Below are 13,791 nucleotides of genomic sequence, written 5' to 3' on the forward strand. Positions count from 1 at the left end.
CATACGACAAACTATACCATATTCTTTGATTTACGTGCAAAAAAATGCCGTATTCGTCGCATTGTTACGTCTCGAATACGGCATTTGATGTTAATACTATCATAAATGCTACGATCCTGTACGCTTAAATTCTCGAATTACCGCTTTCAATTGTTGCCAGTCTTCGACTTTCAGCTCTTCGTGTCCATATTTGGCCTGCTCAAATAAACAAACGATCTGCTCCGCAGACTGCTTCTTGGCCGTCCGCTCATGGCTCCAACGCTCGACTGCCTCGCGAACGGTTTCATGCTTCTCTTTGCGCATGCCGTGCAAATGACAATAACTTAACCACAGTTCCGTGTCTGCGATAATATGCTCACGCGGAGTCAAACGGCGCCCGATAAAACGAATCCACCTCATCGTATATCCAATTGAACGCCAGCGCAGCAGCATCATAACGAAGGCAAATGCAGCTGCCAACATTAATACGGCCTGGGCAAGTGTTCCTATCCATGCTGGAAGTGACACTTCTTCGGATTTGGCAGTCTGCTGATCGGGTTCCTCTTGATTCAAGTCCGTTCCCAACTCCGGCTCTTCTGCCGCAGATGGTGCTTGCAGCCTCGGCATTGTAAAGCCTGGCGTCGGTTCAAATGCTACCCAACCGTACTCGCCTAGATACACTTCGACCCACGAATGCGCATCCGCATTCGTTACACGAAACGTACCACCCTCATTCGGATCAGACATCCGTTCTAGCATGGCCTCCGGCATTCGATTATCGATCATCAGATCTCTTGTGCCGGGAGCGTACCCTTTAACCCAGCGTGTCGGAATACCTACCGAGCGCAGCATCACTGCCATCGTAGATGAAAAATAATCACAATAACCTTCCTCAATTTCAAACAAAAACGATTCTACAAAGTCCTCACTAACTTTCTTTCTTATGTCAGGCTTATTTGTGTACTTAAATTCAGTCCTCAGGTAGGACTCAATGAACTTAGCCCGGTCGTAATCGTTAGTGGCTCCCTTCGTAATCTGCTCGGCCAGACTTTTGACGCGTCCAGGATACTCATTTGGCAGCTTCAAGTACTGATACATTAAAGCACCCTTGATTCCCTCCGTCGGAAAATTGCGAGTTACTGTTCCTTTTCGCATCTCCTCTGGTGTAGCAACGGACACTTCAGATAGGATCGTATAGGACTCAGGATACGCTTTATCAGCTCCTGGTTTATAAATAAGTTCTCCATCATGGCTGTTCCATTTCATACTGCCGCTATGCTTGCCTTTAACCTGATCAAAGGCAGAAATAGTAGCAACGCCAAATAAAATCGGATACGTCTTGCTGTCTTGCATCGTAAATGTCTGCTTTACTGTTCGCGTTGGAACGTGGGGTTCTAACTGATTCAGTGCCTGAAGCTCTGTACCTGGCTTGGCCGTCTGCAGGTCCTCAGACTCCAAATCTGCCCATCCATTTCCAATGTAAACGGCTTTGCTTTCTCCTCGCCAGTACCCTCTGTAATCCGCAGTAACGGTCATAACAGACTTAAAGTCCATTTCAAAACCGCCGCCAAGATCATAGTCATGTGTGCTGTAACCCGAGGATACGCCGCTGCCGATTCCCCCTCCTGAACCATTGCCTGCTCCCGCTACTGGGAACCGTTCATTGCTGATCCAGGCCGTATAAGGATCGGTGACGATAGGCGCAAGCCCCGGCATGCTCAGGCCAGAGCAAATAATCGCAGAAACAAGCACAATAGCGCTTAAAGTCATCTGGACAGCATAACGCTTGGTGTGGCCGCTTTGAGCTGGAAACTTGTGTTTCATCGTTCTAAAGTGCAGCGCAATCAACCAGACTAATGATGCAGACATGACCCAAGCTACCTGATCCCACAGTATTTCGGGCGTAAACGAATCCAAGGCGCCCAGCACGATAAATTGGAGCACCAACAGCATAACGATATGCCAGCTCGTCTTAACCCTGCTCATAAACAACTCGTATGTCAGCCAGATCAGCCCAACCAGCCAAAGATAAGGGTGGTACTGCAGCAAGCTCTCCAATATGCTCAGGCCTGCATCAGTGGACACCCATAATTGAAATTGCTGTAATTCTTCATATACGGACCATAGGACAACACCAAGTCCGATCGGAATTCGTACTAGAAGTGACCGTGGGAAGAGCAGTCCTGCAAACACAACTGTATTCAGCATCAGCTTCGTCATTGCAATCGTCTCGTCATACCAATAGGGTACAAGAGCAATTGCCCATTGGTACAGCATAACGTACAGGCAAAGCCAAATTAGCCGATCCTCCCAAAATAAGCCGAAGATACGTTGGGTAAATGTACTGTCGCGCTTCATGCCGAACTTTCCCCCAATCGCACTGGAAGCTGCTGTAATTCAGAGACTGGAATATATGCATATTGATGTCTCATAAGCATGGTTCGCAATTCATAATCCTCATCGCTCGGCTTAGTGTGGACATGTATATAATCGCCTTGCCAACCACGCTTAGCCAGTGCAGCAATGTTCGTGAGCTGAGAGCGATGTCTGCCACCTGATATCCAGGCGACAATACCGCCGTTGCGCAGCTCTGGATGCGTCGCCCATCTGTTTACCCACGATGATTCCATGCGTTCACGTGCAGACACACGTGAAGGATGAACAGAGGCGAACCATTGCCGCAGCGCCAGCGTTTCATAGCGGACCGTCTCGGCATCCCACAGGTTCATACCGCTGTGTATACCCACGATAACAACACGTCGCTGTTGTTGGCGAGCATATGCCGCAAGTGACGCCAAAATGGAAACCGCAAGTTCAAACCTATCGTTATCCTCGTAGGCATCTATCGATAGATCCAATACAAGCACAAGCTGTGGCAGTCCCTCCGGTTCAAACTGTTTTGACTTTAGCGCACCCGTCTTGGCTGTAGCATTCCAATGAATACGAGATAACTTGTCGCCCTGCACATAATCACGAATCCCGTTCAGCGTCGTCGACTCTCTGCGCTGCCTGGACATTGACTGTTCAACCTGGAACGCCCCGCGCCAAGACTTCAGCTGCTTCCAGCTTTGGACTGGCACGGTCTGCGGCATGACATACAACGACTGCTCCGCGTGGAACGCACCTTCGTAGGCAAACAATCCAAACAAATCCTTGGTCCAACACACCGTATGTGAAAATTGATAACAACCTCTCGTTAATGGCGGCGTCTGATAAGTCACAAGTGCGGATCGCTGATGATCTAACGTTACAATCGATTCGTGCACATGGACGCGCTCTCCGAAGCGATACAATTCATCATGTACGACTAGATATGGCATGGGCACCCATCCGGGAATCCGAATCTGTAATTTGACTGGTATATGGCTGTGTGACATATAGTGCTTTCGTCCTTCGCCTCCTACTTCACGTATGCCACTTGCCCTACGAATGCCGCCAAAGGCACAGCTCAACCAATAACATCCCAGCAGTGTAGCCATTGTCAGCAGCATGAAAGATGTCTTGCCGCCCTGAAATAAGAAATAACAAATTAGGCCGATATAAATGAGCACAGCATAATACAAATATGGGATCCGCATTCGTTGGCTTGATCGCGCTGTATGTGGGTCTGCCATACTTACATCTCCAGTCTTACAGGCACAGCCACCTGCTGCAGCACGTTACGAATCACATCATCCGCCGTAATCCCATCAATTCTCGCGTCTACACCCAGCACGATCCGATGACCGAGGACGTAAGGCGTTAGCTTTTTGATGTCATCCGGCGTGATATAACCTCTGCCCTGCAGCCAGGCATAGGCTTTGGATGCTTGCATAAGTGCGATTGATGCGCGTGGACTCGCACCAAGCAGCACATGAGGATGCTTGCGGGTATGACGTACAATCTCGATCATGTATGAACCGATAGCGTCATCCATATGAATCTGTTGGATAAGGCGCTGCACTTGCTCAATCGTCTCAATATCCGTCACAGCCTCTACCCGTTCCGAAGGCAAGCCGTCCATATGACGAGTCAACAGTTCTCTCTCTGTCCGTTCATCCGGATACCCAATACGAAGCCTCATCATAAACCGATCAAGCTGTGCTTCTGGCAGCGCATACGTTCCCTCAAACTCGATCGGATTCTGGGTAGCAAATAAGATAAACGGCTTCGGCAGGTCAAACGTTTCGCCGTCAATCGTGACGTGGCGCTCTTCCATCGCTTCAAGCAGCGCAGACTGCGTCTTTGTCGTAGCCCGGTTGATCTCATCGACAAGCAGGAAATTGGTCATCATCGGCCCTGGCCGAAATACAAATTGTTGTTCCTTAGGATGGAAAATAAACATCCCTGTGATATCGGTGGGAAGCAGGTCCGGATTGCACTGAACACGTCTGAACTGCCCATTCATCGTACGTGCCAGCGACTTAATTAACTGAGTCTTGCCTGTACCAGGAACATCCTCGATTAAGACGTGGCCTCCAGCCAACATAGCCGTTAACAAAAGTTCAATCTCATCTTGTTTGCCTAATATACAACGTTCCAATGAAGAACGTAATTGCTGAATGACTGCATGCAGCGATACATGTGAAGACATAAGCATAACCTCCTGGATATACGAATAGGTGCATTTGTAGCATCATAACGGCAGATGCACAAGAGTATAAGTAAAATAATGCGCTTACAATTTCTCATTTTACACCATTGCAGGAAGATCGTACATGTGGCATAGTGACGAAAAATATTGTTGTTTCAATCTTATGACGCACCCGCTTGATGGCTGTTCCGACATCAACAAGTGAAGTCATTATATTACTTGGGAAATGAAATTAAAATAGAAGAAATCAATTGTTTTTTATACATATCAATGCATTTTAAGATGGAGGGTCACATGCAAACAGACTTTGACCTGGTCTGATCCCCCAAATCAAAGCCTGAAGCTATTTAACACCCTATTTTAGGCTACCAGAGCCTTATCCTTCTTGTGCCTATTTCTTAATGAAGCTTATTACTTAACTGCTGTGAATAACCTTCATAACATAAAAGTCCAGCATATTAACATAACAAAAAGCAGCATTAACGTGATCATCTCTCTCATCGAGCATGTCACCTTAATGCCGCACTATAGCAACTAATTTTGGATTTAAACCTGTTATTTACAGTTAACCGATTGTCAATAATAAGATGTCATTTACCCTTTCGGCCGTACAAATAATGCAGCTAAAAAGGAGAAAACGATCGCCGCCGAGATTCCCGCGCTCGTTGTCTTAAATATACCCGATACAGAGCCAATCCAGCCTGTACTTTGTAGATCGGTTATAGCGCCATGCACCAACGAATTACCAAAGCTGGTAATCGGCACAGTCACACCAGCACCTGCAAAATTGATTAATGGCTCATACCAGCCTAGGCCGTCAACGATAGCACCTGCGACGACAAGAATGGCCATCGTATGCGCCGGAGTCAACTTCGCCACATCAAACATAAGCTGTCCGATAACACAGATTAATCCACCCACGACAAATGCCCAGAAATAGATCATGTCCCGTCCCCCATTTCCAATGTAACTGCGTGAGCGATACACGGGATGCTCTCCCCTTGTTGGTAGGATAGCGGAGAGAGCAGCGCTCCTGTCGCCACAATCATCACCCGCTTCAACTCCCCTTTTCGCATGCGCCGTAGAATATGCCCGTAAGTAACAACCGCGGAGCAACCACAGCCGCTGCCGCCTGCTTGTACCGCTTGCTGCTTCAGATCATAAACCATCAAGCCGCAGTCGTTAAATACCGTCCCCTCCATCGACAAGCCATTTTCTTTAAATAAATCTTTGGCAATGGCATGCCCGACAGAAGCAAGGTCACCCGTGACAATGAGATCGTAATCCTGTGGTGTTCGATTCAAGTCAGCCAAGTGCGCCTGAATCGTATCCACTGCCGCTGGCGCCATTGCAGCTCCCATATTAAATGGGTCTTTGAGACCCATATCTAAAATTTTACCAATGGTCGCCGCAATGACTTTCGGTCCGTCTCCCGTAGGGGCAACAACCGCAGCACCTGCTCCTGTAACCGTGTATTGAGCAGTCGGCGGCTTCTGAGATCCGTATTCCGTAGGATATCGAAACTGCTTCTCTGCGGTACAATTATGGCTGCAAGTTCCTGCTAGAACATACTTAGCGTTGCCGCTGTCCACTAACAGAGAGGCAATAGCCAATGTTTCCATCGATGTAGAGCATGCACCAAATACGCCAATGTAAGGTACTCCCAGATTACGGGCCGCAAATGTATTGCTAATAATCTGATTCATCAAGTCTCCGCCCAAGAAATAATGAATGTCTTCATCCTTTAGCTTAGCATGCAGTACTGCTAGCTCTGTCGCTTGCTCAAGCAGCTTGCGTTCGGCCTTTTCCCAGCTCTTCTCCTTCATATCCAAGTCCTCATGGATGAAGTCAAACTCCTTGGCAAGTGGACCTTCCCCCTCGTCAGGACCAACAACGGTGGCCGCGCTAATAATGACCGGCTTGTTCTTGAACAGCCAAGTCTGGCGTCCTATGTGCATATGAATGCCTCCATTCGTGATTCAGCTTGCACCTGTTGCTAATGATGCTGAATATTTATGCCGAATATTAAGTACACCATCGCCACGACAAATGCCGCCACCGTACCAAACACAATAACGGATCCCGCAAGCTTAAACATATTGCCCCCCACGCCAAGCACGAGCCCTTCGCTGCGATGCTCAAGCGCTGCCGAGCACATCGAATTCGCAAATCCAGTAACGGGTACAGCGGAGCCAGCCCCTGCCCATTGTGCAATTTTGTCATATACACCAAGACAAGTAAGGACGACGGACACAAAAATGAGTAGTACGACTGTAGGTCCTGCAGCCTGCTTCTCACTCATATGAAGCCAAGTCATAAACAACGACTGAATAGCTTGTCCAATCAGGCAGATCGTGCCTCCGACTAGAAAGGCCCGAATGCAGTTTTTGAATACAGAGCGAGCGGGTTCACGCTTCTTTGCCATCTGCTTGTATTGCTGCTCCGATATCGTCCACTTTCCCGATTTCCAGTCCGGGGATTTGGACTTCGCAGAAGTCGCCATAGGCATACCTCCTAATATAAATACGTTTTACATCATCTTAGTTTGAAGATGTCTGCATACAGTATTTGTCGTTTGAAGCGGGATTATGTTATTTTGGTGTTCCAACATCCGATGTCACATTTTGTATATAAAGCATAGACATAGGACAACCAACAGGACAAATAAAATGAGCGTCAGTGCATCCAGCCACAGCTTGTGTACTTCTAATATAGGCGGGCCGCTGCTCTGAACATAATGCTGGTGGCCTCGGGTAGAACGATCAGGTCCTGGTTTGCGAGCCCGCTTTTGCATGGACAACAACATCCTTTCTCTATGTCACCACTCGGGACATACTGCACAATATGCGGCTGAAGCCCGTCTAGCAACTGTTAAAGATATATTTTTCTATGCAGTTTTGCTGTCCACTGTCTGCTCCATAAGCAGTAACCTATCGCACAGCAAAAAACACGCCTCTGCATGATGAACAGAAAGCGTGCTTTAAAGTCGAATATTTCTCTACAACATAAAGTGAAGGCGTCCAAAGCAATCAGGTACGTGGAAATTAACTGCACCCGTAGGTGACCATGCCCAAAAGGAACGCTCGCCTGCTTTGTTCTGGTCAATGCGGAACCAATTCACACGCCATTCCTCTCCAGTCACTGGTACTGTTGCTTGTAAGGCAGCAAATGGAATCCGCAGTTCATAAGTCAGCCTGATCATTTCGCCATCAAGTGGTTGTGCAGTAACGGACGTGTGCAGTTCGGCCGCATCCCACTCTGGATGTAATTGACGAGGCTTGCGCCCGTTATTTTCGATCATCGCATCAAACACAACGTTATGCGGACTTACGTTAAATTCATAATAGCGTTCCCCCGTACCTTGTGGGTCAATAAACATTTCCACAACATCTGCTTCATACAAAGGATCATCGCGATGTTCATAGGGGCTCCATATATAATCATCATCCGCATAAATCCTGACATATAAAGCATCTGTTGTCCAACAAGATGCAATAGATGTGGTTAGATGCGGCAGGTCGGATGTCGTCACATCAAGCAGCGATGTATGCGGCATCTGTGCCCAATCGCTGTCAGAAGGCATTTGCGCCATAAATCTACATTCATAAATCGGCAGCGGATCTGACAATGCTATTCCAGTATCTCTTGCCTGAACTGATCCCTTTGCTGGTGAAAGCAAACCACCTTTATCAATTAGGCTTGTAGCGCTATCGGTATGGCTCATTCTTGCTGTATCGGGTGGGGTCTTGTACATAGAAGTTCATCATCTCCGTCTCCAAGCTGTTGAGCAGCAAACGACCCGGTTGCGGGCCTATTCGCTATTGTTCACTTCTATTTTAGGACACAAGCCTCCCACCTGAAATGTATTTATTAAAGAAACATCGGTATCTTTATCTGAAACACCATTGGGTAATTCAAATAGAAACTCGAAACTCCACTTCATAAGTGTGGACAGCTACGAGGTTATCTGCCGTGACAGCATATCCGCATCCATATTTTGAAGAGAAGGCATACGTCTTGTCATAGGATCCATGAGCCAAAAAATAGAAACCAAACATACAAGCATGCCGCACAGCAGCATAATGGAAGAACTCCCCCAATACGTTGCCAACGCTCCGCCTAATAAAAATCCTAGTGGCATTGCGAGCCCACTAAAGCTGGATATCGCCGCCATTACCCGACCCATATAACTTTCTGGAACAAGTGTCTGTACAAAGACAGCTGACGCTACATTGGTCACACCTCCTGGCAGCCATCCTATTCCAAACAAAACAGCCGCAAGCCAAGGAGAAGTTACTTGAGAGCACAACATCCACAACAGACCACATATCAAAAAAGCTGCAATAAACAACAAACCCAGTCTCTTTTGCTCAATACGCAGTGCAGGTGCCAGTACCGTACCCAGTATCCCCCCAACAGCCATTGACGCCATTAAAAGGCCATACTGTTCAGGACCATTTCCGAATTCAGGCAATATTGACATCAAGGCTCCCCCGGCAAAGTTAATGATCAGTATGCCTGCCAATAATCGCTTAATATAAGGCTGCATCAGTACTTTTATACCATCTGTCAATTCACGGCCATACTGCTTCATAAATTGTTTTATTTGTATTTTTTCGTTTTCTGCATGCGTTTGAGTTCCGATTGACGTTGAAGCTGCTGCTACGGTTAGCATCGAAAATACAAATGCCGTTATAAAAAACAAACTGGAATTGATCAAGAAAAGACTGCTCACACCTATAGCTCCAATAAGCAGGCCACCTAATGCATTAAAGGCCGCATCACTGCCCTGATTCGCAGCGGTAAACAACATATTACCCATCGCTAGCTGCTCGCGTGGAAGCACCTTGGGCAAGGCAGCCATTTCCGCTGGATACATAAACTGATTCAAGATGGAGATGATTGGCATTAAGATCAATATTAAAGTGATGGACAAGAAGCCACATGCATACCCAATGGGTACGATAAGCAGCAGTAATGCTTGAGTGAGCTGAGTCGTCACCAGCATGCGCCGCAGCGGCCATCTATCAATGAATGGACCGTACAGAAATTGTATGATGCGTGGAATTGAGGTCAGAAACCCAGCAAGCCCTGTATAAAAGGTCGAGCCTCCCAAATTGTAAACCATCCACATCGCACCAACCATGTAAAAGCTATCACCCGCATTTGCAAATAAACGGCCAATAAACAATTTTGTAAAGTTGCCATTTCGAAAAATAAAGTTCATCCTTCTCATGCATTCATTCCCCCGACACATTTTTTACCAATGTATCATGATAAGATCGCCGATCCATCGGGCCTTAACTGTATTACCGCTTGTACTTAGGATGTACGGACAAATCGGGCTGAAGACGGAGCTGCTGCGGGTTCAGATTGTCACGCAAAGTAAATGTTGGTCATTGTAGGTTAACCACGCTGAGAGTTGAAATAAATGCAAATACAAACCACTGTGATCAAAAATGCAAAAACCCGCAGGACAGGTTCACTTCTTAAAAGTGTCTGTTCTACGGGTTTATCTTCTATCCTGTAATTCCTTTTGTTGTGTTATTACAGCATGAATGTGGGTTAAGACACACTAATATGCCGATGCTTATTGCTCAGGGAACAACGCTGTAGATAGGTAACGCTCCCCTGTATCCGGCAGCAGTACTACGATCGTCTTGCCCTTGTTCTCCGGACGCTTCGCTATTTCAGTGGCCGCGAATACAGCTGCGCCAGACGAAATGCCTACAAGCAGGCCTTCCGAGGTAGCCAGCGTGCGAGCTGTGGTGAATGCCTGCTCGTTGCTCACTTGGTAAACCTCATCTACGACAGTTGCATCGTAGTTCCCCGGCACGAAGCCAGCACCGATGCCTTGTATCATGTGCGGCCCTCTAGTTCCGCCGGACAGCACTGGCGACTCCGCCGGCTCTACGGCAATAACCGTGGCAGTCGGCTTCTTGGATTTAAGCGCTCCGCCTACCCCAGCGATCGTGCCGCCTGTGCCGACTCCTGCGACAAAGATGTCGACTTCTCCATCTGTATCGCGCCATATTTCTTCGGCTGTTGTCCGGCGATGCACGTCCGGGTTAGCCGGATTGTTAAATTGCTGCGGGATATACGCATGTGGGATCTCCTCAGCAAGCTCTTCCGCTCGTTTGATCGCGCCCGACATGCCCTCTGCTGCTGGCGTAAGCACCAGCTCAGCACCAAGTGCCTTCAGCAGCTTTCTGCGCTCCACGCTAAACGATTCTGGCAGCGTAATCATCAGCCGGTACCCAAGCGCGGCGGCGGCAAAAGCAAGGCCGATTCCCGTATTGCCGCTGGTCGGCTCGATAATAACGGATTCCTTGTGAAGCAGACCTTTCGCTTCAGCATCCTTGATCATAGCATAGCCAATGCGATCCTTTACACTGCCAGCAGGATTAAAGTATTCAAGTTTAGCGATAACTTTTGCATCGAGCTGTAATTGAGCGCTGTAATTGGAAAGCTCCAGCAAAGGTGTATTTCCAATCAGATCCGTTAAATTTTTGGCGATTCTTGACATAAGATGTTCCTCCTAGTAGTGCAGCTAATTTCCTATTGATTTAGTCGGTTAAGTTAACCTTAACATTTCATGTCACGTTTCGCAATGTGGTGCTGTATTCTATCAACGCACGTTGTGGAATAATTTGCATCATGGTACTATAGCAACAAATTGGGATCGCATATAGTAATATGATTTCCTATTTATTATTCGTAACTCACATGAATACTGAAAGTCACTTTTAGTCTTACTTACACAGGAAAATTCCAATAGAATTAATATATAGCTTCTATATATAGCATATAGGGGGATCCAAAGTGAGGAAGCCAGTGATATGGTCCTTGTGTGTAAGCTTGTTTGTTTCACTAGCACTAGCAAATGAAACATCCCTACACCTCGTACGTGCTAACAAGCTAGAGGAGTACTCAATATCAATTGACTCGAAAACAAACCTTGAGAAAATGACTCCTTCAATCGGAAAAAGCTCCATGATCACACGATTCGAAGTACCGAATCATTCAGACGTACATGTCAAATTTAATGACCCATTTCTGTCCTTCTCGACCAATGGAAGATCATATCGTAAAGACAGGAGAGTATATATCAGCTCAATGTACACGGTAAAAGTAATACATACAGCGGGAGTAGCAGCTGATCAAATAACTCAACAATCACTACTTGAAAGTGTCGCTAAAGGCAGAAAAACTAACGGGCAAACATTAAAAGATGTACGCGGAACAATCAGACTTTGCCAATCCTATCCTCAGCCTATTCTTACCCTTATTAACTTAAGCTTAACAGGTAACATTAAAGGGTTTGTTTCAAAACAGTATAACTCAAATGTGACGTATTCAGGTCCCCCTGAAGGTTCTCCTTACACAACCCGAAATTATTATGCTGCACTCTATTATGACACCTACAGCCTTCTCGTAAAAAGAAACGATACCTACGATGAATTTTTAGGTAACGTATATCAAGGCCGCACTACCGACATATCCGAATCTATAAAAATAAACGACGTTTTAAAACCAATCAATATTGAATATTATCATGACATAAAGTATTAAGTGAAATTTAGAAAAGTAAGATGATAGAGCAGACAAAATAAAGAACTTTACACCAACTTACAACTCGTACTTTGCTTATTTACCATCCAAAAACGACGAAGGGACCATTAATCTCAATCTCTTGCCTGTCCCACGTAAAAGTTAAGATGGATAAGTCGAGAAAACAACAAGAATGTGCAGCTGCAATTAGTAATCACCTTTGTTCCCCTATAAATAAATAGGAAAGAGAGAGGCAGCAATGCTCCCTCTCTCTTTCCTATTTCTCATGCAAAAATATTTATTTAAGTCCCGCCGAGATAGCTTCCCAGAACTTGTAATCTTCCATCCCCATTGCATAAATCGATACACCAGCCAGCCAATACTTGTGTGTATATTGTGTCTTTTGAAGAATGCTAGTCTCATCTTCGTACCACACCACATGGCTAGACCCATCTGTATCTGTGTAGTTAAAATACATGGAACCAGTCTCTTCGTCTCTTATCGGTATTGCGCCTGTGTCAGCGATCAGATTCGGGATATCCTTCCACATGACTTGAGCGTTGCTTTTATTGGCTGGATCCGATAAATTCCAGTCGTTTCCGTAAGTAGGGATTCCCATCAACACTTTTTCAGAAGGCACATATGTAATCGCAAATTGGAGTGCAGACTCTATCCAAGGCTTGCTGGCAACGGAGCCAGGATTTCTCCATACCCCATGTTCATCGTAAGTCATGACTTGAATCATGTCTGCTGCTTCTCCCAATGCCTCGAAGTCAAACGCCCCCGTCCAATCATCCGCTGGATCGTCATCTGCTTTAGCGGGAACAGATACCATCGTTAGAAATCCTTTGGCTTTCATCTTGCCGGCCACTTCTTCGACAAACGAGGTTAATGCCTTACGATCTTCTGGCAGCACCGCTTCGAAATCAATATTAATACCTTTGTAATGGTTCGTTTCAACAAGTGCAAGCATATTTTTAATCAGCTTTTTCTTGGCTGTGGCATTTGTAAGTACTTGATGAGCAGCATTGCTGTCCCAATCTCGGGCTCCATAATTTGATACGAGTGCATAAGGTAATACTTCCACAGCGTTGGCATAAGCAACCGTTTCTTTTGGTACCTCTCCAACAAGGTTACCTTTGGCGTCCGTGTTAAATGTGTCGGTAGACATCTGATTCATATAGTTGTGAAATTGAGTGAATGAATCGCCCGAGTCGACAGTGTAATAACCAAGGATAATCGGGGAGGGTGCTGCCTCGGTCTTAGCTGTGCTAACGCTAAACGAGGTCGCAATAATAACTGTTAGCGTTAACATCTTGATCGCTTTTCTGAAGTTCATGTTTATGGTGCCTCCTAAGGATGTTGGATGTGAAATGTAGATAAAGAATATATGAACATATATAACCTCGTCAATTCATATTTTTGCAAACTAGATTTCCAATAAATTGATCTCTACGAAGAATTAGTTCCGCAGTACTAGTTACATACTTAATTATAGAAATTAGGCGCCCAAAAAAGAGATTTATAAATAATAAAATCCCCCTAAATGTACAATATCCTCTCCCTACTTACTACTAATCGTAGGGCGGAATACTTATTTTGTAAGAAACATGATGAAGGAACGTCAGACAACGTGTTCACTTTTTAGAAATTTGACCTTAAAACCAAAGTTATAATTACTCGTTTTT

General features: G+C 45.9%; 13 protein-coding genes. 2 read left to right on the forward strand and 11 right to left on the reverse strand.

Features of this window, described 5'->3' with window-relative positions:
* Nucleotides 1-108 precede the first annotated feature (108 nt).
* The 9 genes from QP775_RS09330 to QP775_RS09370 form a co-directional block, all read right to left on the reverse strand.
* The gene (locus tag QP775_RS09330; RefSeq protein ID WP_285105361.1) at nt 109-2,337 is read right to left on the reverse strand and encodes a DUF4129 domain-containing transglutaminase family protein; all 2,229 of its coding nucleotides are present in this window, start codon (nt 2,335-2,337) and stop codon (nt 109-111) included.
* Nucleotides 2,334-3,593: a DUF58 domain-containing protein gene (locus tag QP775_RS09335; protein ID WP_285105363.1), complete on the reverse strand. Its 1,260-nt coding sequence runs from the start codon at nt 3,591-3,593 to the stop codon at nt 2,334-2,336. The genes QP775_RS09330 and QP775_RS09335 overlap by 4 nt, the downstream gene beginning before the upstream one ends.
* A gap of 2 nt (nt 3,594-3,595) precedes the next feature.
* Nucleotides 3,596-4,552: an AAA family ATPase gene (locus QP775_RS09340; RefSeq protein WP_239328648.1), complete on the reverse strand. Its 957-nt coding sequence runs from the start codon at nt 4,550-4,552 to the stop codon at nt 3,596-3,598.
* 594 nt (nt 4,553-5,146) lie between these two features.
* Entirely contained in the window at nt 5,147-5,497 is a 351-nt protein-coding gene (spoVAE, locus tag QP775_RS09345) for a stage V sporulation protein AE (RefSeq protein ID WP_239328649.1), read from the reverse strand.
* Nucleotides 5,494-6,510 (reverse strand): stage V sporulation protein AD, encoded by a 1,017-nt coding sequence (gene spoVAD / locus QP775_RS09350; RefSeq protein ID WP_239328650.1) that lies wholly within the window; start codon nt 6,508-6,510, stop codon nt 5,494-5,496. The genes spoVAE and spoVAD overlap by 4 nt, the downstream gene beginning before the upstream one ends.
* A gap of 38 nt (nt 6,511-6,548) precedes the next feature.
* Complete coding sequence (gene spoVAC, locus QP775_RS09355) at nt 6,549-7,055, reverse strand: stage V sporulation protein AC (protein ID WP_239328651.1); 507 nt, start codon at nt 7,053-7,055, stop codon at nt 6,549-6,551.
* Nucleotides 7,056-7,169: 114 nt separating this feature from the next.
* On the reverse strand, nt 7,170-7,346 hold the full coding sequence (locus tag QP775_RS09360; protein WP_239328652.1) for a hypothetical protein: 177 nt from the start codon (nt 7,344-7,346) through the stop codon (nt 7,170-7,172).
* A gap of 204 nt (nt 7,347-7,550) precedes the next feature.
* Nucleotides 7,551-8,276, reverse strand: a complete 726-nt coding sequence (locus QP775_RS09365) for a carbohydrate-binding family 9-like protein (protein WP_285105367.1) — start codon at nt 8,274-8,276, stop codon at nt 7,551-7,553.
* A gap of 231 nt (nt 8,277-8,507) precedes the next feature.
* Nucleotides 8,508-9,788 carry an MFS transporter gene (locus QP775_RS09370; protein ID WP_285105369.1) on the reverse strand — a complete coding sequence of 427 codons (1,281 nt, stop codon included), beginning with the start codon at nt 9,786-9,788 and terminating at the stop codon, nt 8,508-8,510.
* 37 nt (nt 9,789-9,825) lie between these two features.
* Between QP775_RS09370 and QP775_RS09375 the strand changes: the two genes are divergently transcribed.
* On the forward strand, nt 9,826-9,957 hold the full coding sequence (locus QP775_RS09375; protein ID WP_285105372.1) for a hypothetical protein: 132 nt from the start codon (nt 9,826-9,828) through the stop codon (nt 9,955-9,957).
* 185 nt (nt 9,958-10,142) lie between these two features.
* Here QP775_RS09375 and cysK read toward each other — a convergent pair whose 3' ends face one another.
* Nucleotides 10,143-11,078: a cysteine synthase A gene (gene cysK, locus QP775_RS09380; RefSeq protein ID WP_285105374.1), complete on the reverse strand. Its 936-nt coding sequence runs from the start codon at nt 11,076-11,078 to the stop codon at nt 10,143-10,145.
* 296 nt (nt 11,079-11,374) lie between these two features.
* On the opposite strand from cysK, the gene QP775_RS09385 reads away from it, so the two are divergent.
* Complete coding sequence (locus tag QP775_RS09385) at nt 11,375-12,124, forward strand: hypothetical protein (protein ID WP_285105376.1); 750 nt, start codon at nt 11,375-11,377, stop codon at nt 12,122-12,124.
* A 277-nt stretch (nt 12,125-12,401) separates the two neighbouring features.
* Here the strand turns inward: QP775_RS09385 and QP775_RS09390 are convergent, their stop codons facing one another.
* A complete protein-coding gene (locus QP775_RS09390) occupies nt 12,402-13,442 on the reverse strand; it encodes a glycosyl hydrolase family 18 protein (protein WP_285105378.1) in 1,041 nt (346 codons plus the stop codon).
* Nucleotides 13,443-13,791 lie beyond the last annotated feature (349 nt).

This window comes from Paenibacillus sp. UMB4589-SE434 (assembly GCF_030226685.1).
In the GTDB taxonomy this organism is placed as follows: Bacteria; Bacillota; Bacilli; order Paenibacillales; family Paenibacillaceae; genus Paenibacillus_B.